Source organism: Streptomyces javensis, assembly GCF_039525925.1.
GTDB classification, from domain to species: domain Bacteria; phylum Actinomycetota; class Actinomycetes; order Streptomycetales; family Streptomycetaceae; genus Streptomyces; species Streptomyces asiaticus.
In genome coordinates this window covers 21,466-42,662 of the sequence record NZ_BAAAIF010000076.1, presented here as the reverse complement: position 1 = coordinate 42,662, position 21,197 = coordinate 21,466, and the positions used below count along the sequence as shown (strand labels likewise).

Here is a 21,197-nt window from a genome sequence, read left to right as displayed (position 1 = left end):
CGTGACACACCAGCTCAGGACCACCGCGCCCAGCCGCACGCCCGCAGCATCCGGCGCGGTCGTGCCCGCCATCGGCTGCGGCGCGGCAGGACGGGTGGCTCCGCTGCAGGGAGAGCGGACGCTGTCGTTCCTGACCAGGCTCGTTGGCCGCTACCACCTCACCATCCGCGACCTGCTCGCCGCCGTCACCGACGTCGGCGGCCTGCAGAGCCTCACCGGCATGCTGTACCCGGACAGCGAGATCCACCTCAACGCCCAGGCCCGCGCACGTATTGCCACGCTGTGCCGCGTTCCACCGCGGGTGCTCGGGCGGGCCCTGCCCGCGTGGACGAGGGAAGAGCCGTGCGGCAAGTACAGGGCCGGTCCGGTCGGTCGGCTGATGCGCGGCGAGGAGACCGTCGCCGCCTGGGGCCCGGCCTGTCCCGCGTGCACCGTCGCCCGCACCGGACGCCGCGTGCCCGCACGCCGGTACCTGGCACCTGAGGATCGCGTGTGCACACGCCACCTCTACTGGCTCCTGTACCTGCCCGGCACCAGCGGCCTGCCCGTGCCCCTTGGCCGGTGCCTGGAGGTGGTCGGCGCCCAGCGACGGCATGTGAGGCTGCTACGCCGCTCCCCCACCGGAGCGCGGGCCTTCGAGGTCGCACGCGCCGTCACCAACTCCTGGTGGGACCAGCCTTGGCCCGTCGAAGAACGGGCGTGGCCGGCCCGCCTGGAAGCCACGCGGCCGGACGACGCGGATCCGGGCTGGTGGAAGGTGGCCGCCCGCGGCCTGATCACCTATCCCGAGACCGTCGTCCTCGCCTGCCTGCTGGCCTGCCGCCCCCTGCAGCAGCGCACCGTCGCCGCATCGCGCGGCCATCTCCCCTACCGTCTCGGCGAGCTACCCGCCCTGCTGGCCGAACTCGCCCATGAGCTCCAGCGGCCATGGCTCGCCCGCCGCCTCGCCGCCGTCACCCACGGACCGCTGTTCACTTGGGCCCACTCCTGCGTGAAGATCCGTGCCTCTTCTGAGGCCACCGCGCAGAAGAGGCTGTGGAGGGTGCACTCGGCACACCGCCCCCGCCCTCTCAGCGACCTCCTCCCCCAGGGATCGACCGGTGACGGCGAGCAGCCCGCGCCACACGTGATCAAGCGGCTGCGCGGCCACAGCCTCCAAGCCGAGCAAGCCTTCCAAAAGGGCCTGGCCCAGGCCCACGCCTACCACCAGCGGCACGGTCACCTGGCCGTGCCGAAAGAAGACATCCCCCACGGCTATCCCCTGGGCCAATGGATCGCCAACCTGCGTACCAGCCACGCCAGAATGCCAGCCCACCAAGCCGCCGCCCTCCACGCGCTCTACCCGTGGTGGAACGCGCCATGGAGCACCCTGTGGCAACGCACCTGGCACCAGGCCCGCGATCCCGCCGAAGCCCACGGCCCGCTCCAGCCATCCCACGGCTTCCCCACCACCAGCTACAGCCTCGGCGAATGGCTCTACCTGCAGTGCACCCGCTGCCCCGGCCTCCACCCCGAACAACAACACCTCCTGACCCAGATCGGCATCGACCCCGCGGCGGCGGCCGCCGCCCGCCCCAGACGACGCAGCTACGCAGAACGCTTCCAGGTAGGGCTGGCGCATGCCCGCGCGTTCGCAGACGTCCACGGCAACCTCGCCGTCGTCACCCACACAGCCGTGCACGACGGCTACCCGCTGGGTCAGTGGCTGGCCAACCAGCGCAATCACCGGCGCTCCAACCGCCAGCCCATGCCCGCCGACCGGGCTCAGGCCCTCAAGGACATCGATCCCTGGTGGAACCCACCTTGGCACCTGCGGTGGCAGCGTCACTACTACCGGGCCCGAGACGCCGCAGCTGGCCACCCCCTCCAGGCCGAGAACGGCTTCAATGACCTCGACGACTCTGGTGCCGCCGACTGGTTGTGGCGCCAGTGTTCCAAGTACGACGAACTCCACCCCGAACAGCGGCAACTCCTCACCGCCCTCGACATCACCACCGAGGTAGCCCGCAGCGCCCGGGAACATGCACCTACAACCCCGGCGAGACCGGCTGCGGCCCCGGCCCCGGCTGTGGAAGGCAAGGCAGGCCACGCCAGAAGGGCTGCAGATCCCGCAACCACCACCGGTCCGCGTCGTGCACGGCGTGCCGCCGAGCCGAAGCGTCCCCGCGAGCCTGGCAGCCGCCTTGGCCACCGCCCCGATCTGAGACCAGGCTTCGAAACAGCCCTGGCACACGCCCGAGCCTGGCACGCTGAACACGACCACCTCGCAGCTCCCCGTGACACCCTGCACGACGGCTACCCCCTGGGCATGTGGCTGTTCAGCCAACGCAACCGAGCCAAACAACGCGCCCGAGCCGGTATGCCGCCCTCACCCCACCTGACCGAAATCGCCGCGATCGACCCCTGGTGGAACCCACCGTGGGACCTGCACTGGCAGCGCAACTACTACCGCGCCCGCGACCACATCGCTGCGGGCGAACCGTTCGACCCCGCCGCGCTGGTCCCCTCCCCCGGCACCGTCCTGGGCTCCTGGATCACCCGGGCCTGCATGCAATACCCTCAGCTCCACCCCGGCCAGCAGCACCTCCTGACGCTGATCGGCATCACGCCTGAGGTCGCCCACGCACGCACCCGCCGCGCGCACCCCTGGCGTACCGCCGTAGAACACGCCCAGACCTGGGCCGAGACCCACGGCCACCTCGCCGTCCCCCGCGACACCACCCAGGACGGCTTCCCACTCGGTCGATGGCTGAACAAGCAGCGCTACCGGACAAGAAAAACAGGCTTCACCCCCGCAGCCCGTGCTCTGACCGCTATCGACCCCTGGTGGAACCCGCCCTGGGGCATGGTCTGGCAACGCGCCTACCAGCGTGTACGTACCCACCCCCACACCCCCGCCACCCGCCGCTGGCTGACCAGACAGCGACGCAGCTGGCCCCTCCTCCACCCCGACCAGCAGCACCTCCTCATCGCAGCCGACCTCATCAGCGTCTGAACGTTCCCCTCTGACCGGCATGGCGCCACCGACTCCGGTCGGCCGACTCCCTCAGCCGGCCGCAGCCGGGGAAAACTTCTGGTGCTGATCTGGCTCAACAGGCCACGGACGGCGCCGCGATGACCGATACTGGTGAGCACGTCTGGTGTGCCCGCAGGAGGGTGCGTGAGGCCAGCGAGCAAGAGAAAGGCGGCGCGGAAAAGGTTAAATGAACCGGCTTAAGGGCTTCATAAGCATTCTTTTTGTTATTTTCGCCATGTAGCCCACCCTGCCCAAAAAGCCGAAGAAAACCTTCCCCGCAAAAACCGCCGAACACCCCCTCGAAACCACCCCACGGGAACAGCGAACCCGCCTCCCAAGGGGCTGACAGGCTTGCCGTAAAACACCACCGGCCCGCCCCGCGGCGGCGCCGGCCCTTGGCATGCCCCCACACCACGGCACACCTGTGCCGCCTCTCCCCGTCCCAGCCGTCCCCGCACGGCTCGTTCAGGCATGAGGCGGCCCAGCCGTCACGTGCTGGAAGGGCATCCACGCGATGAACTCGTCCTCCCTCGCCCCCCTCACCGGACTCCTGGCCGGACTCCCCGCCGTCCTCGCCGGCGCCCTGGGCGGCGCACCCTGGTGGGCCGTAGGAGCGACCGTCATCACGGCATACCTCACCGTCCCCCTCACCAGCCTCATCCTCGAACACGCCCGACAGCGAAAAGGAACACACCTCGACGAGAAATTCGCCGCCACACTCGACCAGATAACAGACCCCGAAAAAAGAATCCAAGCCATCATCAGCTACCGGCAAGCCACAGCCCCCACCACCACCCCCCAGCCACCACCCGACCCACCACCAGGAGCACTACCACCCACAGCCCCAGACAGCGGCAGCCAGCCACCAGCAGCCGCATAGACAAGGACACCCAGGACCTTCTCCGGGCGCAACACGACGGGGCCGGATGGCCGAGAGGCCATCCGGCCCCTGGGCGATCCCCCACTTCTGGGCGATCTCGCACATCGACGGCCCACCCGCCCAGCCCGACGCCGCCACTCTTCCGGCTTCCGCCAGGCACGCCCGCTCCAGGATGTTCCAAGATATATCTCCAGCGCTGTCGCGGAGGGGGATCAAGTGCCCGGACTAGGGTGGGAAGACTGGACAGCCGCAGGAGTGGATCCCAACCGCCTGCCGGCCGACTGGGGCTGGAAGGTGACACGCCCTTCAGGCCACGGCTTCGAGGACGACCTGGCCGACTACGCCGCCGCGCTGCGCGACCGCCGCAGCATCCTCCTCGAGGAATCGCCCGGCGTCGCGTTGCGGCACCGCAAGCAGCCGTGGCACCGGGCAGCCCCGTACGCATCGGGTGCGACCTACCTGCCGTTCACGAACGACATCCCGTTCGGGCTGTGGATCTTCAGCCTCACCCCGGGCGACGACGAGGCACGCTCCGGACGGACCTGGGGCCAGACAATCTGGTTCCGCGTGCCGGCCTGGTGGGCGCTGGGACCCCAGGGGCGAACAGCGGCCGCAATGCTGGCCCGGCTGAAAAAGCTGACCTGGGACGAAGTCCTCACCCTGCGCCGCTCCTACAACAAGGCATGGCCGACCGACCGCGAAGACCCAGCCTGGTACGAGGCACAAGACCTCGCCGCGAACACCGACCGGGCCCCACTGAAAAACGCGCTGATCAAACACACCGAAACAGCACTGGACCGAGCAGCCCGCACCCACGGCAAACGCGTGACGGACTTCTCAGACGAACAAAAGTCCGTGTGCTTCGCCGCCATGGCACTCGCGATCGAGGACCTCTCCCCCAGCCTCGCCCACCGCCTCCTCGGCCCCCTCCACCTCGCACTCGGCGACATCCACACCTGCCCCGTCCCCACATGGGCCCACAGCCTGTAACCCGAGACGGCCTCACGGACACACACCCCGGAGCCCGGCGAACACGTGATCGTCAACAGAGGCGATAGAGACGAGCATCCCGGCAAAGTCCAGTTCAAACAGACAGCCCGTCCAAACGCCGCCGCATACCAACGAACACTGAATCTGAACCCCGCACAACACAGATGACACAACCTGATCACCCAACAGCTACCTCACAAACCCGCAGGCCAGACCCTCCCTCAAACACAGCCCCCACAACCACTACAGCTACTGACACACCGCAATCCCCCAACCACAGAAACACCACAAACTGATCAACGCAGACCAGACCACCCACTACTGATCAGAAATACCGTTCCTGGACATGGACGCGCTGCGGAAGCTGGGCGTGGATTGGGCGTGACGCTCCCGCCGGCGGGCCGTTGAACCGGTCGGACATCCCAGAGCACAGAGAGACCCCGGGCCGCAGATGCCCGGGGTCTCGTACTGTCTCGCCGCAATGGCGAGGGCCGCTCTCGCGGCGCGGGTCAGCGCCGTTCGACGGTCTGTCCCGGGGCGGCCCCCCCTGTTGCGCGCGGGCTTGCCTTCATTCCTCTTCTCCGTCCCGACGAGAGCCGGGTTGGCCAGGGAGTCAGTGAGGCTGGGCGGAGGAGGCGGAGGAGGAGGTGGGGGTGGGTTCGTTCCCCTGGTTCTGTGTGTCTGTCATGGTCGCCAGTGTGCAGCACGAGACTGACAGTGGAGAGGACGATCCCGGCGGCGACAGCGGCCAGGGCGACCGTCCATCGCTTCGTCTTCCGCTGGTGCAGGCGGGCGTTCTTCTCGAACATCCCCACCCGCGTTCCGGCCAGGGCCCCCAGCGTCGCGCCCTTCTCCGAGCGCGCGTAGGTGTCCAGGACGTGCCGCGGCTTGATGTCCTCGTACTCGGCGAGGTTGAAGACCGAGATGCCGAAGCCGACGGCCACCGCGTACGCCGCGAAGGCCGCGGTGCCGGTGAACGGCTCGAAGCTCCGGGAGGCCAGGAACTGGGCGCCTGTCCCCGCGAAGCCGACCAGGAAGACCGCCTTCGTGTCCACCTTCGCACCCGACTCCGACTGCCGTGCCAGACGCGCCGCGAGTTCGCTGTTGATCAGCTCCAGGGTCTCTTTCTGGTCCTCGAGCTCCTGCGGCGTCATCGTCATGTCCTGAGCGTATGTAGCGCGGAGCGTCCGTTCATGGTGTCTCGATGAATGGCAGTCCGACTGCGGCGAGCTTCGTCTGGAGGTTGATGTCGTCTCTCGCCACGTATACGGAAGAGCCGGGATGCCGGGACTGCAGCAGCAAGGTGGAGGCCACCAGACGGTCATCAGGCACGTCTAGGTCCAGCCAGTTCGGCAGCCCGTCGCCCTTGGGTTCGATGTGCTCGAAGACGGCGTGCACATCGCCGGCGACTCGGACGCCGCGCCGCACGTCGCCGTTGGTCCGCAGTCCCTTCAGGCGGCGGTCGGCCTTCTTGCCGCCTCCCGAATATCGGGGTTGCGTCCGGCGCGCTTGTGGTCGTCCAGTTCCCGCAGGACAGCGGGCATCAGGTGAACCATGTACCGCTTCCCCAGCAACGGCGTGTAGATCGCCACGTCGGGGTCGTCCAACAGCACGTTCGTGTCGACCACCAAGCGCACCGCCCAGGGGTCAGAGGGCAGCAGCTCACCCAGTTCCCGGAGCGTGGTCACTGCGTCGCGCACGTGGTCGGTGGCCTTGTCGATGGTGGCCGGCACCGTCTTGTCACGCGGGCGCTCAAGCCAGCGCCGCAGTAGGTCAAGGTTCTCCTCAAGGCGCTTGGTGACCTCGGGAGTCGGATGTGGGAAAAGCAGGCGGAACAGCGGCTCCCAGTCCCGCACGCGCCCCAGCAGTTGCATTCGTCGCGCCTCGAGTTCGGGGCTGCTGGGCACCCATCCCCACTTCGGAGCGCCAAGGTGCATCACGTAGTCGCGTCCCCGGTTGGGGTCGGTGTTTCGGATCTGCGAGTCCGCGAGGATCTGCACGAAGTCCGCTTCGATCAGGTCCAGGTCCGCCCGGAGGCGATCCAGGTAGGTCGGTGGAGCTGCTTGCGTGGCCATCTGCCGATGATGTCGCACGCTACTGACAAGCCCTCAGTGCGCGTTTCTCATCCCATGGTTCGTAACGAGCCTGGTGGGGGCTCATCCGGGTGCCCTGGCGGTGCCGGTTGGGTTAAGAACCGTCACACGGCGCCCGGCAGGTCAGCGTCAGACTGGTGACGGCCCGCACCGGGGGTTATCCCCCGTTCTGATCTTGGGGTGCGCCGGATCGCGCCCCCGTTGGAGCGAAACTAGCGTTCGACCATGACCTCGACTCTGCGAAAGCACCTCGCCATGGCAATCGGTGTCGCTACGCTCCTCGCCGCAGAGGCGGGCACGGCCGTCGCCCAGCCTGCCGGTCCCTCCCTCGTGGAGCAGTTACGCCAGGATGCCGCAACGATCCACGCCCTCGATGTCAGCGGTGTGCAGGCCCGCGTCATTGGGCCTGACGGTCGGCAGTCGGTCGCCACCAGCGGCACCGCCGACCTGACCACCGGTCGCCCGGTCTCTTCCAGCGGCTACTTCCGCATGGCCAGCACGTCCAAGACGCTGGTCGCCACCGTGGTCCTCCAACTGAAGGCCGAGAGCAAGCTGTCCCTGGACGACACGGTCGACCACTGGCTGCCAGGAGTGGTGCAGGGTAACGGCAACGACGGCACTCGAATCACCATCCGCCAACTCCTCCAGCACACCAGCGGCATCCGCGACAACCTGCCGGGATACACCACGCCGGAGGAGTACTACCAGCAGCGCCACAACGTCTACGAACCCAAGCAACTGGTTGACCTCGCCATGGCCCACGAGCCAGAGGACTTCCTGCCTGGCGAGGGCTGGGCGTACTCCAACACCGGCTACGTCCTGCTCGACATGATCATTCAGAAGGCCACCGGTCAACCCGCCCACCAAGAGATCGAGAACCGCATCCTGCGCCCGCTCGGCCTCAACCAGACCCGGTGGATGGGCACCTCATCCACCCTGCCCCGCCCTCACGCCCAGGCCTACCAGCTTTTCGGCCCCGGTTCCCGGGTGAACGTCACCGACCAGATACCGGTGGACTACGAGAACCTTTCGTGGGTCACGACCACACGGGACGAAAACCGCTTCCTCCGCGCGCTGCTCGACGGACGCCTACTGCCGGCCCGGCAGCTGGCCAAGATGAAGCAGACCGTCCCCGTGAGCGCGGCGGTCCAAGAGCTGTGGCCCGACGGCCGGTACGGACTCGGCCTGGTCGAACGCCCCCTGAAGTGTGGAGGAACCTACTGGAGCCACGAGGGAGGGGACGGCGGCTACATCACCCTCAACGGCGTCACCGATGACGGGCGTCGAAGCGCTGTGGTCTCCATGTCCGAGGCCCGCGGTGACACCAAGGAGCACATACTGGAGCAGGAGAACGCGGCCAGCGCCCTGATCGACCACGCACTGTGCGCCGGCGGCCCCAGCACCCGGTGAGCGGGCGCGTCGTCGCGGTGAGCTCGGCGCGACGCTCACTGGTGCCGCAGATGAACGCCGCGCACCACCTCGCCCCAGGCCCCTCTTGGGCTCACCTCGGCGATACCCCTAGGAACGTAGGGCGGTCAGCCCCCGGCAGACGCCGGTTTCCTCGGCCAGCTGGGAGTGGCGCCTTTGCGCGCCAGGCGCCTGGTCATGAGGGTGATGGCGGCCCAGGTGATCAAAGTTTCGGAGTGCTGGACGAGCCGTTCATATTCCCGTGCATGCCGGCGGGCGTGCATCATCCACGCAAGACTGCGTTCGACGACCCAACGACGTGGGAGTACGACGAAGCCGGATGCGTCCTTGGGACGGCTGACGGGCTTGATCGTCAGATTGAGGTGCTGTTTCGCCCAGTCGACGAGCTTCCCGGCGTAAGCCGAGTCGGCCCACACGATCGTGATTTCGGGGTGCATCAGGCGCAGGCGGAACAGGACTTCCTTCGCCGCAGCGGAGTGTGCAGGTCGGCGGAGGTGACCATGACCACGGGGGGAAGTCCTCGGGTGTCGACGACCAGGTGGCGCTTGCGACCGTTATCTTGAGCCCGCACGGGCGTGTCCTTCATGCGCGTGAAGCGCTCTGAAGGTCCCCCAACTCCCGTGGTGGATGCGGTTATCTGCCGCCGTCCAACACGGAAGGGGCGGATGCGCGATGCGCGTACAGAAGGTGCTGGCACCCGGGTCGACGACGGAGTCGTGGACGCTGCTGGGCGTTGATCTGGTGCCGGTCGATCCGGTGGAGTCGTTCCTGGCCTACCTGTCGGCGATCGAGCGGTCGCCGAACACCGTCAAGGCGTACGCCCACGATCTCAAGGACTGGTGGACCTACCTCGACGGCCGAGGGCTGGGCTGGAAGTCGGTGGATCTGGAGGTGATGGCCGCCTTCGTGGCCTGGCTGCGGCTGCCGCCCGTGGCCCGGAACGGGACGGTGGCGGTGCTGCCGACGGTCGAGCACCATTGCACGGCCTCCAGCGTGAACCGCAAGCTCGGCGCGGTCAGCACGTTCTACGAGTTCCACGCCCGCAGCGGCATCGAGGTCGCCAATCTGCTGGTGATGATGCGTCCGGCTGGGCGGCACCGCTCAGCGGCCACCTCCTACAAGCCGTTCCTGGCGCACATTGCCTCCGGCAGGCCCGAGCGGACCCGGACCATCAAGCTCAAGTCCGGCCGCAAGCGTCCCCGCGTGCTGAGTGCCGCCCAGGCCCAGAAGATCCTCGACGGGTGCGAACACCTGCGGGACCGGCTGCTGTTCTCCCTTTTGCTGGACACCGGGGTCTTCTCCGGGGTTTCGCAACCTGTTGTGCTATGTCGCTTGATCGAATGGATCGAGGCGATGGTGCGGCACGTCTCCGGGGGTGTGGTGCTCGTGGCTGATAGTCCTTCAGGCTGTCAACCGGGAGTGAGTGAAGACAAGTGCGGGCTTTTCCGGTGAGATTGCCGTCCGGTCAGCGGTACTGGACGGTGCTGGATGAGGATCTGCAGGTGGTAGCCGTCGCCGACGGTTTCCTGAGGCATCAGCGGTTCGGGCGCGACGGAGCGGAGTCCACGACGAAGGCGTACGCGCACGCGATCGCGCTGTTCTTGCGCTGGTGTGTCAGGACGGGCCGGTCCTGGCAGACCGGCGCCGGGCATCTGGGGTCGTTCATGACGTGGCTGGCCCATGCCGGGCCGAGCGTTTCGGGCTCGGCAGCCCGCGCGTCCGTGGTACTGGCCGGCCCCGGCGGCCGGGCGGCGCGCTCGCCATCGCGAATCAACGGCGTGCTCACCGCGGTGCGGGGCATGGTGGTGCACGCGGTCGCCGAGGGCCAGGGGCCTTCGGATCTGGTGCCGCTGCTCTACGAGGTCGCCGACGACTGCGACTTGCCGACGGCCGCCCGCAGCGAGGACGGGTCGATGACGTGGCGAATGCGGGCTCGCCATCGACTGCACGAGCCGGAGACGGCGGTGGACCGGGCCAGCGAGGAGGACATCCTCGCGCTGCTGCGGGCCTGCCGCTCGGCCCGGGACCGGCTGATCGTGCTGCTGATGGCCCGGGCCGGGCTGCGCCGCGGCGAATTGTGCGGGCTCCGCCGCAGTGATGCCCATCTGCTGTTCGACTCCCGCGCGTTGGGCTGCGAGATCGCCCGGGCTCATCTGCACGTGGTCCGGCGAGAGGACAACCCCAACGGGGCCTGGGCGAAGTCCCGACGACAGCGACCGGTCCCGTTGGACTTCGTCACCGTCGGCGCTTTTGACACCTACGAGTTCGAACGCCTGCGGGTTCGGCAGGCCGCGGACAGCGACTTTGTGCTGGTGAACCTGTCCGCCGGGCAGATCGGCGCCCCCATGCGACCGGATGGAATCGGTGAGTTGCTGGCCGCGCTGTCGGCCCGCGCCGGCTTGGCGGCTCAGGTCCGGCCGCACCAGTTGCGGCACGCCTGCGGCAGCAACATCGCCGACGCCGGATGCGGTGTCGACGTGGTCGCCGAACTGCTCGGACACGCGTCCATCAGCTCCTCGCAGGTTTATGTGCATCCTGACTCCTCCCGGCTGCGGGCCGCGGTCGACCAGGTGCCCAGCCCGCGCGAGCAGGCCGGAGCCATCCGATGACCGCCGCGATGCCGCTGACGGCGGCGCCGTCAGCCGAGGCGTCGCATGCGATGACGCATGTGCTTCACGGTGCCGTACTGTCCGGGGCGGCTGCCACACTGGCCGGGCTGCTGGATCCGGCGTTCCTGGCCGAGGCTGGCTGGGATCCGGCGGTGCGGCTGTTGTCACTTCCCGCGCGGCACCCGCTGCTGGGACGGACGCTGTGTCGGGTGGATGGATGCGAGGCCACCGCCCACGGCACCAAGAGCGGCGGCCTGTGTCATCGGTGCCTCACCCGGCTGGCCAAGGCCGGAATGAGCCTGAAGGACATCGCCGCCGCCACACAGCTGCCATCAGCCCCGCCGGTGTCGTCCCAGTGCGCCGTTGCTGGCTGCCTGCGCATGTCGCCGGCGGGCGGCCGGTCGCGGACGCGGATCGGGCTGTGCCAGGCTCATCTGCGCCGCCTGCGCCGCACCCCAGGGTTGTCGGTGGAGAGGTTCCTGGCCGATCCCCGCGTTAAGCCGCTATCGGCGCTGGGGCCGTGCATCGTCGCAGCCTGCGTCCGCCGCGCCGAGAGCGAGCACGGCCTGTGTCCGACGCACTATGTCAGATGGCGAGCGATCATCGGTCGCGCCCCAGGGACCGACCAGTGGAACTGGTGTCTCACCGCGTCGGCGGTTGCCGAGAGTGGTCATGTCAGCCTGCGAGGACTGCCCGACCTGGTGGTCGTCGAGACGCTGTTCGGCCTCCAGCAACGGGTCTGCAACGGGGCCAAGGTCAACGAGGTGAGCCTTCGCGCGGTCACCGACTCGCTGCGCCACCAGCAAGCCGTATCGATCACACAGTGCGATGTCGACCGGGTTCGCGCCGGCAGACCCGCCCGCGCACTGGCGCGGAGCCTGATCCGCGACATCCGCCGGGCGCTGGCCGACCCCGGCAGCGAGCAGCCGAAAGACCACTGGGACCTGGGCGTCTTCGGCCATCCCGGGCGGCTGTCGTTCACCGGGATCCGCCAGAGCTGGCTGCGGGCCGCAGCGAAGCTGTGGGCCGCTGAGGAACTGCCCCGCCACCGCGGCGCCGGCGCCAACAACGTCCGGGAGAAGGTCAAAGCACTGGCGCGGCTGTCCGAAGTCCTGCACCTGCGACCCGACCAGGGAGAACACCTGGCGGCCCTCGGCCGGTCCGACATCGAGAACTTCCTGAACCGGCTTGCTTTCCTGGAATCGACCGGGCAGATCAGCCGATACCGCCGCAACGTGATCTGTCGCGGAGCCCGCGCGGCCCTTGCCGGGATCCACGCCCGCGGTCTGACCCGGGCCGGGCAGGTCGCGGCCGGGCTGCCCGGCACGTTCACCATCGGCATCGGCGACATCCCCGCCGAGCCCGAGCGCGGCGAACCCGGCCGCGATCTGCCCGCCGAGATCATGACGGTGCTCTGCGCCAACCTGAACAGCCTGGAGCCCGCCGAGGTCAAGGCCGCTATCCAGATCGCCATCGACACCGGACGCCGCCCCGAGGACATCGTCGCCCTGCCGCTCGACTGCCTGCGACACGACAAGGACGGCAGCCCCGTGCTCGTCTACGACAACGCCAAGGCCGACCGCCTGGGCCGCCGCCTGCCGATCAGCACCACCACCGCCACCGTCATCACAGGCCAACAGCAGCGGGTCCGCGACCAGTTCGGCGACACCCCGATCGCCGAGCTCAAACTGCTGCCAGCCCCCAGGCGCAACCCTGACGGCCGCAGACCGATGACGATCTCCATGCCGGAAGGCCGCCACCGCCTCTGGGTGGACGGCCTGGGCGAACTGCGCACCCGCGACGGCGTGACATTCGACAGCGCACGGGCGGTGCCCTATGCCTATCGGCACTCCTATGCCCAGCGCCACGCCGATGCCGGAGTGCCCATCGACGTCCTGGCCGACCTGCTTGATCACCGGAATCTCAACGTCACACGCGGGTACTACCGCATCGGCGAAGACCGCCGCCGCGACGCCGTCGACAAGGTCACCGCGCTGAGCTTCGACCGCCACGGCAATCGGATCTGGCACCAGGCGGCGGCATTGCTTGAGTCCGAACACGCTCGCTATACCCTCGGCGAAGTCGCCGTCCCCTACGGCCGCTGCACCGAGCCCTCCAACGTCCAAGCCGGCGGCGGGGCCTGCCCGATCCGGTTCCGCTGCGTGGGCTGCGACCACTTCCGCACTGACGTCTCCTTTCTGCCAGATCTGACCGTCTACCTGGACGATCTGCTACGCACCAGGGAGCGACTGGCCGCCGCGGTCGACGGCGTCGACGAGTGGGCCCGGCTTGATGCCACTCCCACCGAGCAGGAGATCGCGCGGATCCGACGCCTGATCAGCAGGATCAAGACCGGGTTGTCCGGTCTCGACGATGCAGAGCAGACCCGCATCGACGAGGCAGTCGCGATGGTACGCAAGCACCGCGCCGTGTCGTTGGGCATGCCCACTCTCCGCGTCGGGCCCACCGCGCCTCTGAAGGAAAACGCATGACCACAACCCCACGCAGCGACAGCATGCGCAAGGGACGCCAAGCGGACTCCGCTCGCCGCCGCCAACGCGTCACCGCCGTGATCGAACAAGCAGCGGCCGAAGGCATCGAGATCACTGTCTCTGGCATCGCCCGCGCCGCCGGAGTCGATCGCAGCTTCCTCTACCGGCACCACGACCTGCTGGAGAAGGTCCACGCCGCCGAGGCCGTGCCGCCAGCCGACGCAACCGCCATCGGGCCTGTCGTCTCGCGCGCCTCGCTCCAAGCCGACCTGCTTGCGGCCCACGAACGCGCCGTCCGCCTCGACGCGCGCAACCGGCTCCTGGAACAACGCCTGTCCGAGGCCCTCGGCGCACAGGTCTGGCGCGAGTCCGGCCTCGGCGCCCCCATCGACATCGACGCCCTCCAACAGCGCATCACAGAACTCGAACAGCAGGTCCTCGATCTGCGTGCCCAACTCGAAGGACGCGATGACGACCTGGCTGCCGCCCGCGCGACCAACCGCGAGCTCATGACCGAGCTCAACACCGCTCACCACAACAGGTGAACCCCTGCAAGCCGCGTTGCACTACACCTGTCGCACTCGATAGCGTTCCTGCATCAGCCTTTGAGCTGCACAAACGCGAGGAACGAGCCGCTAAGACAGAGCTCGAACCCCGGAGAACATCCCGGTACAGGCCAGCAACGCGATCAGGAAACGGTCCCTGGCACTCGGAGCCGCAGCGATCATGCGGCGGATCTGCTCGTCACTGAGGTCCTCATAGCCAGACTCGGTGACCTTGAAGCGGAACGCGGCGGCCTCGACCCGGTGCTGCTGTCCCGACTCCCCGCTGTCAAAGCCGGGCGGAGTGCAGCGCAGGAGCTTCGGCTGCGACAGCAACGCCGTCGTGGTGGTCGGCACCCAGCCGTGCGCGGCACCGAACCGCAAGAACTCCCCCACCACCGTCATGATCACGTTCGCCGTCCCCCGCGACCGGTAGCGAACAGAACCGGGCCGCACCTGGCCGACACGGGGCGGGACAGGCATCTCGACCAGCCACCGCTGCAGCCCAGCCAGATCCAGGAAGCCGGGAGTCCTCCAGTCCAGCCGCCGCATCCGGCAGTAACTCAAGTACAGAGCGACCCGCCCCGCATACGCGCGCTCCGTGTTCGGCGAACACCCCCGCGCCCGCAACGACGCCAGGAACGCCACCGCCTCCGCCTGCAGATCAAACGAACGGGCATCGACCACCACCCACCGCACCACACCCGTCACCGGAGAAACAGCACGCTCCGCCACAAACTCGGCATCCACAGGACAAACACAACCACCACCAACACCGGGGCGTATCGCACTCAGGCCAGCACCATCACCGCAGGCGACAACCCAAACAAACATCCCCCGCCCCTGGCCCTCGCCCAGATAATTCTCGGCAAGCCCAGAGACAGGGATTCGTCGGGTCAGCGCTCGTTCTCCAAGCCGCGTTCAACCCGTGGGCACCTGCTTGCGACAGACTGTCGATGATGTCCAGGCATCGGATCCGCTGGAGCCGCGGGCTTTGGCGGTAGAGGCGGAGCACCGCCGAAACCAGGTAGTGGCCGTCCGCTGCTCGGTGGGTTCTCAGGTCGCCGAGGTCTTTGCCCGCGTGCTGGACGATGCGCTCGCAGGCATCAATAGCCACGGCGGGAAGGGGGCCAGTGTGGTCGTAGAGAGCGAAGGCCAGATGTTCGAGGTGGTCGGGAAACGCGTCGCTGTCGAGGAAAGCCCTGACGAGTTCGTCGGCTTGCGCAGGAAGCAGGTCGAATGCCTGCCGCATGCCCTGGGAGGCGTTCTTTCGCACGTCGGGGACTGCGTCGTTGAACAGCGGGACAAGGTGCGGGTAGTGGTCGATGTTGTTGGCGAAGACTGTTGCCGCCCCACGGCGGGCGAGGGCGTTGAGTTCGTGCGTGCTATTCGGGAGGTCCGGGGTGAGGCATCCCTGGATGGTGGCAACAGCCCAAGACTGGCCAGCGAGTTCGGCCGTATCGCCCGGCCCTTGGAGGGCCCGGGCGAGGTGGGCAGCGAAACGTGAGGACTCACGGACCAGTGTGTTGATGAGCAGCCGTTGGGTGGTGGAGGCGTTGTAGACGTTGGCGTCCTGGTGGTTCAGGAGTTGCTCAGCGGTATCCAGCGCAATCTGAGGGTCATGATGCATCAGGGCCAGCACGGCCTGGGCGGCACAGACTCGGACCGCGAGCACAGGGTCGTTGGCCAGGCGAGCGACCAGGGGCGTCAAGGCGCGGAGGTGCTCACTACCGTGGAAGAGCAGGGCGGCAACGGCGAGCGCTGCCTGGCCGCGGGTGGCGTTCATGCCAGCGGTCAGCAGATCCGTTCGGGTTCCCTTGGCATCGGCATCGCGGATGTCCTGCTCGGGGTGGGGATCCATGGTGTAGCTGTCGAGGGCTGGCAGCGAAGCAGCGGTGAAGTTCTGCGGAGCCGACTGCAGGGCGCGGCAGATTGTGGGCGCGGCGGCGGAGCCGAGGGCCTGGTGGGTGTGGAGAGCCAACTGCCCCCAGCGGCCGGCGTCCAGGTGAGGCGTGACCGCTCCCACGATCGCGCACAGGTAGGTGGCTGGTGCGTCCGGGCCAAGCATGAAGGCGAAGTTGGTAAAGCGCTCGGGTTCCTGCTGCGCGCGGCTGCTCAGCGTCTGGGCCAGTTCGTGAGCGCCCCCTTGAGGAGGCCAGAGTCGTTCGGGTTGGGGCTCGGCGTACTTGTTCAGGGCTCGGTGCCACTGTTCATCGGTCATGTGCCGGGCCGCATGGTCACTGACCGGCGAGCCGACGACCCCGGACTGGATTGGTGTCGGTGGCGACGGGACCTGGCCAGGGAACTTGCGTTCCCATTCGACGAGTCGGCGGCGTCCCGCGGCGCTACGGCGCGAGGGACAGATCGCCGACAGCAGCTCGTACTGGCTCCAGCCCCAGGCGCTGCGCTGCCCCTTCTGCCGTCGGCGTTCCCACGCCGGGTAGAAGTCGAGCAGCATCACGGTCAGACGTTCCAACATCTCGTCACTGCAATGGGGCGTAGTTGCCTCGATGAGTTCACGCGAGGCCTAGCGCGCGCTGCTCAGCCACCCCAGGCGCAGGTTGCGTTCATCGTTCAGGAGCCAGGCGATCGCCTCGTCTGCCTGGTTCATGACGGCGTAGACACGGCAGGCGAGGAAGCGCAGCTCGGCCAGCGTGCCGGGCGTGAATGCGATGTCCGCTGTGGCAGATGCGGCCAGGTGAGGGCGGATCCACAGGGGCATCACGATCTGCACCGCCGCGAAGGCTGCGAGAGTGGCGCCCATGGCGGCCACGGTGCGGCGGCTCACGACACCGAGCACGACGCCTAGCAGGAGGGCAAAGAGGGCGTAGGCGATGGGGACGACCGCGATGCTCGACAACGCTGCCGGCCGCTGGCCGCAAGCGGAGTCCTCGGCCGCGGAGGGACTGCGGCTGGCCCAGGACCTGGGTGCCGACCACATCGCCTCCCACTGCCGCACCAGCCTGGGCTGGCTCGCCGCGGTGCGTGGTGACGAACGTGCCGTCGCGGAGGCCACCGCCAGGGCTCTGGAGACGTCACTCCCGCAGGGCGTCCGCGCGCTGAGCGCCGCCGTGTACTGGAACCGCGGCATGGCCTCGCTGTTTCGCGAGCGTCCCGAGGAAGCACTGGACTTCCTGGTGCGCCTGACCGAGCCGGGCCGTGGTGCGGAACACCCGACCTTCGCGCTCCTGGCCGCCCTCGACACGGCCGAGGCGGCCGTGCGCGTCGGCAGAAGCGACCTCGCGAACGAACGGGTACGGGTGCTCGAAGCCTGGGCGCGGCGCACGGGAGCGCCGTGGGCCCGCTGTGCCGCGCACGTCACGCGCGGGCTCCTCGGCGGCGCCCGGGCTGAGGGTGCCTTCCGGGCCGCACTCGACGTGCCGGGTGCCCGATCTCACCCGCTGCTCTACGCGCGCGCTCAGTTGTCCTACGGCGAGTGGTTGCGACGGGGCCGCCGGCGGACCGATGCGCGCGTCCGGAGCGGCGCCGCCTTGGAGGCGTTCGACCGGCTCGGTGCCGAGCCGCTGCGCCAACGCGCGCAGCGCGAGCAGGACCTCACCGGAGCGCCGGGACGCCGGGGAAGCTCGGACACCAGGGCGATGAACCGGCTCACCGCCCAGGAACAGCGAGTCGCCCAACTGGCCGCCGAACGGCTGACGAATCGCGAGATCGGCGTACAGCTGCGGATCAGCCACCGCACCGTGGGCCACCACCTCGGGAACGTGTTCGCCAAGCTCGGCATCAACACCCGAACCGAGCTGAGCAACCTCCACGCCGGTTGTGAGCCGCCGTGAGCCCAGGGAGGCCGCGGCGGAACGGGCGCACGACGCCTCCGGCGGAAAACAACGGATTGCCCGCCCGATTCGCGCACCGGCCCCGACTTGTAGCGTCGCTGACGTTGTTCCGCGCCCGCGGCGAAACGCCGTGCGACGCATGACGAGAGGTCACCTCATGCCCACATCCGAAACCCTGCCCCACGCGCGCCACTACATCGACGGGCAGTGGCAGGACTCCGGCTCCCGCGGAGAGTCACGCAGCCCCGCGACCAACGGCCTGCTCGGCACCTTCGCCGACGGCGGTGCGCGGGAGGCGAGGGCCGCCGTGGCCGCGGCCCGAAGGGCCTTCGACTCCACCGCCTGGTCCCGCGACCGTCACCGGCGTGCGGCAGCGCTGCACGAACTGGCCGACCGGCTCGAGCAGCGCAAGTACGAACTGATCACCCTCCTGGCGCGGGAGAACGGGAAAGTACTCGCCGAGGCGGCCCTCGAAGTCGAAGGCACCATCCCCAAACTCCGCTACCACGCGGCACTTACCCTCACCGACCACGGCAGGGCCGGGGAAGTGCGGCCCGGCATGTACTCGATGACCCTGCGCGAAGCCGCGGGCGTCGCCGCGGTGATCGTGCCGTGGAACTCACCGGTCATCCTCTCGGCGCGATCCTTCGCACCCGCCCTGGCCGCCGGCTGCACCGTGGTCATGAAGATGCCGGCGCAGACCGGCCTGGTCAACGGAGTGCTGAGCGAGATCATCGCCGACACGCCGAGCCTGGACCCGGGCGTGTTCAACGTCTTCACCGAGAGCGGCAATACCGGGGCTCCGGAGCTGGTCTCCTCCCCGGACGTCGACGTGATCAGCTACACCGGCTCCACCGCGGTCGGCCGCGTGATCATGGAACAGGCCGCCCCGACGCTGAAAACGCTGTCCATGGAGCTGGGCGGAAAGACGCCGATGCTCGTCTTCGACGACGCCGACCTGGACGTCGTCGTGCCCGTGCTCACCAAGGCCGTCACCATGTTCGCGGGCCAGTTCTGCATGACGGGCAGCCGGATACTGGTCCAGCGCGGCGTGGCCGACGAACTCCGGCGGCGGCTCGTCGCCGCCCTCGAAACGGTCCGGGTCGGGCCCGGCGACGACCCCGCCAGCGAGATGGGCGCCATGATCGACGAAGGAAACGCCCAACGGGTCGAACAGACCGTGGCCGCCGCGGCCGACTACGCCACCGTCCTCGTGCGGGGCAAGCGGGATCGGGCGCTCCTCGGCCCGTCCCTGATCGAGGTCACCGACGTGTCATCGCCGATCGTGCAGCGCGAAGTGTTCGGGCCGGTCGCCACCTTCGAGGTGTTCGACTCCGAGGCCGACGCCGTGGCGCGTGCCAACGCCACCGAGTTCGGCCTGGCCGCGAGCATCTGGACCCGTGATGTCGACCGCCCCCTGCGCGTCGGCCGCGAACTGCAGGCCGGGACCGTCTGGACCAACACCTGGGCCATGGTCCACGACCAGTTCGAGGAGGGCGGCTTCAAGCAGTCGGGAGTGGGCCGCCTGAACGGCATCCGCGGGATCGAGGAATTCCAGGAGACCAAGCACCTCGTGCATGTGGCACCGCAGCTCTGACAGCTCTCGACGGCGGAATGAGAATCGATGACCGAGACGGACGACGTCGGCCCGGCCGACGTCACCCTGCTGACCGCGCGCGCTGTGGAACCCGGCTACGAGCACGACTTCCGGGAGTGGTTCGGGCGGGTGACCGACACGGCCTCAGCGTTTCCCGGACACCTGGGGGACGGGTTGTTCCGGCCTGCCACGGCCGCCGGGCCATGGGTTCTGATCCACCGGTTCCGCGACCAGGAGTCCGCGCGGCACTGGACGACGTCACCTGAGCGGGCCGCACTTTTCGACCACTGCGAGGGCCACCATCAGAGCGAGGTGGCGCGTCGCGAACTCTCCGGAATGGAGACCCTGTTCACCACTGCGCACGACACGCCCACGACGGCGCCGCCTCGGTGGAAGATGGCGCTCGCCGCCTTCGCGGCCGTGCTCCCGATCTCCCTGCTCGGCAACGGTCTTTTGGGGCCGGCGCTCCGTGCCTGGCCGCTTGTGGCGCGGGTGCTGGTGCTCGCGTTGCTGTTCAGTACGTTGATGACGTATCTGATGATGCCGGCTGTGACCCTCGTCCTTCGCCGTTGGCTCTATGCCGCCACCTCGACCGCGCGCGAGGGACCGACGCGATGACGCGGCCCCTTGGGCGGACCGCGCCGTCTTGCGGCTCGGCTTTCAGCGGGACACTTCCATCGTCAGACGCAGCAGTTCCAGGGCCTGGTCCACACCCTGGTCGGCCAGGTGGATGGACGACGAAGACGTGGTCGACGTCCGTCTCATCTCCCGTACGGGGGATGATGTCCGCGATCTCCGGCACGGTCGACTCGGTGGTGGGGTTCTTCCTCAGGATGGCGTCGATGCCGGCCGGGTCGCGGCCCTCGGCCTCGGCGACGCGGCGGACTTCCCGCAGCGGCTGGTTGATCACGGCGGCGGGGTCCTCGGGTCCTGCGGCAGTGAGCGCTTTCCAACCTCAGGTTGACGCGTGGTGAAGGACGAGGACGGCCTTCACCACGTCGGTGATCCGATTGGTGCTGCAGCGGAGTTTCCGCAGAAGGCGCCAGCCCTTCAGGGTGGCCATCGCCTGCTCGCCAACGCAACGAATCTTGGCGTGGGTGGTGTTGTGACGGCGCTTCCACCTCTTGAGGCGACGACCACGAAACGGCACCCGAACGGGCCCGCCTGCGCCTTGATACGCCTTGTCCGCCCAGCAGCTGAGCCCTGCGTCGACCAGGGCGTCGATGATCCCGTGCTGCCTGGCGGCGGTCAGGTCGTGGGTCGAGCCGGGCAGGGCGGGCGAGGCCCACCGCAGCCGTCCGAACGGGTCGGTGAGAACCTGAACGTTCATGCCGTGGTGTTTGTGCTTCCCGGAGTAGTGCGGGGTGTCGGCGGCGATGCGGTCGATCGGCAGCAGGGTGCCGTCAAGGATGACGAACGCCTTCTCCCGGATCGTCTCCATCGCTTCGGTCAGGGTCGGTGCGAGGGCTGCCAGGAGGTCAACGGCCTCGCGTATGTAGCGGTAGACGGTCGCGATCCCGATGCCGAATCCGGCGGCGAGCCGGGCGTAGGTGTCACCGCACCGCAGGTGGGCAAGGGCGAGCAGGGCCTGCCGAGCTGCGGGAAGTCGCCTCCAGCGGGTCCAGATCTCCCTTCGTCTCACTGCCAGTTGCCCGGTCAGGAACCGCAGGCTGCGGTTGGACAGATCAATCGAGGACGGGGTAGACAAGCACGCGAAGCTCCTGGCAGACACGGGTGATCTTGGTCGAGAACCCGT

17 protein-coding genes and 1 pseudogene are annotated in these 21,197 nt (G+C 68.5%); 10 read left to right on the top strand and 8 right to left on the bottom strand.

Going from position 1 to position 21,197, the window contains the following annotated elements; genetic code table 11:
* Position 1: 1 nt before the first annotated feature.
* Both ABD329_RS40515 and ABD329_RS40510 read left to right on the top strand, forming a co-directional pair.
* Complete coding sequence (locus ABD329_RS40515) at positions 2–2,995, top strand: helicase associated domain-containing protein (protein WP_344317710.1); 2,994 nt, start codon at positions 2–4, stop codon at positions 2,993–2,995.
* Between the two features lie 1,156 nt (positions 2,996–4,151).
* A complete protein-coding gene (locus ABD329_RS40510) occupies positions 4,152–4,886 on the top strand; it encodes a hypothetical protein (protein WP_309142763.1) in 735 nt (244 codons plus the stop codon).
* A 509-nt stretch (positions 4,887–5,395) separates the two neighbouring features.
* On the opposite strand, the gene ABD329_RS40505 is transcribed toward ABD329_RS40510, so the two are convergent.
* From ABD329_RS40505 to ABD329_RS40495, 3 genes are read right to left on the bottom strand one after another with little or no spacing between them, the layout of a single operon-like run.
* Entirely contained in the window at positions 5,396–6,046 is a 651-nt protein-coding gene (locus ABD329_RS40505; protein WP_246618575.1) for a hypothetical protein, read from the bottom strand.
* Positions 6,047–6,077: 31 nt separating this feature from the next.
* A complete protein-coding gene (locus tag ABD329_RS40500) occupies positions 6,078–6,314 on the bottom strand; it encodes a hypothetical protein (RefSeq protein ID WP_198278111.1) in 237 nt (78 codons plus the stop codon).
* 23 nt (positions 6,315–6,337) lie between these two features.
* Complete coding sequence (locus ABD329_RS40495; protein ID WP_198278112.1) at positions 6,338–6,961, bottom strand: PIN domain-containing protein; 624 nt, start codon at positions 6,959–6,961, stop codon at positions 6,338–6,340.
* A gap of 243 nt (positions 6,962–7,204) precedes the next feature.
* On the opposite strand from ABD329_RS40495, the gene ABD329_RS40490 reads away from it, so the two are divergent.
* Positions 7,205–8,389: a serine hydrolase domain-containing protein gene (locus ABD329_RS40490; RefSeq protein ID WP_198278113.1), complete on the top strand. Its 1,185-nt coding sequence runs from the start codon at positions 7,205–7,207 to the stop codon at positions 8,387–8,389.
* Between the two features lie 143 nt (positions 8,390–8,532).
* Here ABD329_RS40490 and ABD329_RS40485 read toward each other — a convergent pair.
* Positions 8,533–8,963 (bottom strand): annotated as a pseudogene (locus ABD329_RS40485) (transposase); the annotation flags it as partial.
* Positions 8,964–9,079: 116 nt separating this feature from the next.
* Here ABD329_RS40485 and ABD329_RS40480 point away from each other — a divergent pair.
* From ABD329_RS40480 to ABD329_RS40465, 4 genes are read left to right on the top strand one after another with little or no spacing between them, the layout of a single operon-like run.
* Positions 9,080–9,859 carry a tyrosine-type recombinase/integrase gene (locus tag ABD329_RS40480; protein WP_246618576.1) on the top strand — a complete coding sequence of 260 codons (780 nt, stop codon included), beginning with the start codon at positions 9,080–9,082 and terminating at the stop codon, positions 9,857–9,859.
* 50 nt (positions 9,860–9,909) lie between these two features.
* A complete protein-coding gene (locus ABD329_RS40475; protein WP_344317709.1) occupies positions 9,910–11,016 on the top strand; it encodes a tyrosine-type recombinase/integrase in 1,107 nt (368 codons plus the stop codon).
* Positions 11,013–13,508 (top strand): tyrosine-type recombinase/integrase, encoded by a 2,496-nt coding sequence (locus ABD329_RS40470; protein WP_198278115.1) that lies wholly within the window; start codon positions 11,013–11,015, stop codon positions 13,506–13,508. Before ABD329_RS40475 ends, ABD329_RS40470 begins: the two co-directional genes overlap by 4 nt.
* Positions 13,505–14,053, top strand: coding sequence for a DUF6262 family protein (locus tag ABD329_RS40465; RefSeq protein ID WP_198278116.1), 549 nt, complete (start codon positions 13,505–13,507; stop codon positions 14,051–14,053). The genes ABD329_RS40470 and ABD329_RS40465 overlap by 4 nt, the downstream gene beginning before the upstream one ends.
* 90 nt (positions 14,054–14,143) lie before the next feature.
* Here the strand turns inward: ABD329_RS40465 and ABD329_RS40460 are convergent, their stop codons facing one another.
* Genes ABD329_RS40460 through ABD329_RS40450 form a run of 3 tightly spaced genes read right to left on the bottom strand, consistent with a single transcriptional unit; the run spans position 14,144 to position 16,814 of the window.
* Positions 14,144–14,800 (bottom strand): site-specific integrase, encoded by a 657-nt coding sequence (locus ABD329_RS40460; protein ID WP_198278117.1) that lies wholly within the window; start codon positions 14,798–14,800, stop codon positions 14,144–14,146.
* A 55-nt stretch (positions 14,801–14,855) separates the two neighbouring features.
* A complete protein-coding gene (locus ABD329_RS40455; protein WP_246618249.1) occupies positions 14,856–16,529 on the bottom strand; it encodes a hypothetical protein in 1,674 nt (557 codons plus the stop codon).
* A gap of 48 nt (positions 16,530–16,577) precedes the next feature.
* The gene (locus ABD329_RS40450) at positions 16,578–16,814 is read right to left on the bottom strand and encodes a hypothetical protein (protein ID WP_246618250.1); all 237 of its coding nucleotides are present in this window, start codon (positions 16,812–16,814) and stop codon (positions 16,578–16,580) included.
* Between the two features lie 70 nt (positions 16,815–16,884).
* Here ABD329_RS40450 and ABD329_RS40445 point away from each other — a divergent pair, with 70 nt between their 5' ends.
* The 3 genes from ABD329_RS40445 to ABD329_RS40435 all read left to right on the top strand — a co-directional run bounded on the left by ABD329_RS40445 (position 16,885) and on the right by ABD329_RS40435 (position 20,059).
* Positions 16,885–17,844 (top strand): helix-turn-helix transcriptional regulator, encoded by a 960-nt coding sequence (locus ABD329_RS40445; protein ID WP_246618251.1) that lies wholly within the window; start codon positions 16,885–16,887, stop codon positions 17,842–17,844.
* A gap of 157 nt (positions 17,845–18,001) precedes the next feature.
* Positions 18,002–19,441 carry an aldehyde dehydrogenase family protein gene (locus ABD329_RS40440; protein WP_198275761.1) on the top strand — a complete coding sequence of 480 codons (1,440 nt, stop codon included), beginning with the start codon at positions 18,002–18,004 and terminating at the stop codon, positions 19,439–19,441.
* Between the two features lie 27 nt (positions 19,442–19,468).
* Positions 19,469–20,059 carry an antibiotic biosynthesis monooxygenase gene (locus ABD329_RS40435; RefSeq protein WP_198275762.1) on the top strand — a complete coding sequence of 197 codons (591 nt, stop codon included), beginning with the start codon at positions 19,469–19,471 and terminating at the stop codon, positions 20,057–20,059.
* A 337-nt stretch (positions 20,060–20,396) separates the two neighbouring features.
* Here the strand turns inward: ABD329_RS40435 and ABD329_RS40430 are convergent, their stop codons facing one another.
* Positions 20,397–21,149: a transposase family protein gene (locus ABD329_RS40430; protein ID WP_198275763.1), complete on the bottom strand. Its 753-nt coding sequence runs from the start codon at positions 21,147–21,149 to the stop codon at positions 20,397–20,399.
* Positions 21,150–21,197 lie beyond the last annotated feature (48 nt).

Coding starts and splice junctions, on each gene's coding strand:
- ABD329_RS40505 (WP_246618575.1), bottom strand. CDS start 6,046: ATGACGATGACGCCGCAGGAGCTCGAGGACCAGAAAGAGACCCTGGAG.
- ABD329_RS40445 (WP_246618251.1), top strand. CDS start 16,885: ATGGGGACGACCGCGATGCTCGACAACGCTGCCGGCCGCTGGCCGCAA.
- ABD329_RS40435 (WP_198275762.1), top strand. CDS start 19,469: ATGACCGAGACGGACGACGTCGGCCCGGCCGACGTCACCCTGCTGACC.
- ABD329_RS40450 (WP_246618250.1), bottom strand. CDS start 16,814: ATGGGCGCCACTCTCGCAGCCTTCGCGGCGGTGCAGATCGTGATGCCC.
- ABD329_RS40495 (WP_198278112.1), bottom strand. CDS start 6,961: ATGGCCACGCAAGCAGCTCCACCGACCTACCTGGATCGCCTCCGGGCG.
- ABD329_RS40490 (WP_198278113.1), top strand. CDS start 7,205: ATGACCTCGACTCTGCGAAAGCACCTCGCCATGGCAATCGGTGTCGCT.
- ABD329_RS40470 (WP_198278115.1), top strand. CDS start 11,013: ATGACCGCCGCGATGCCGCTGACGGCGGCGCCGTCAGCCGAGGCGTCG.
- ABD329_RS40480 (WP_246618576.1), top strand. CDS start 9,080: ATGCGCGTACAGAAGGTGCTGGCACCCGGGTCGACGACGGAGTCGTGG.
- ABD329_RS40455 (WP_246618249.1), bottom strand. CDS start 16,529: ATGTTGGAACGTCTGACCGTGATGCTGCTCGACTTCTACCCGGCGTGG.
- ABD329_RS40440 (WP_198275761.1), top strand. CDS start 18,002: ATGCCCACATCCGAAACCCTGCCCCACGCGCGCCACTACATCGACGGG.
- ABD329_RS40465 (WP_198278116.1), top strand. CDS start 13,505: ATGACCACAACCCCACGCAGCGACAGCATGCGCAAGGGACGCCAAGCG.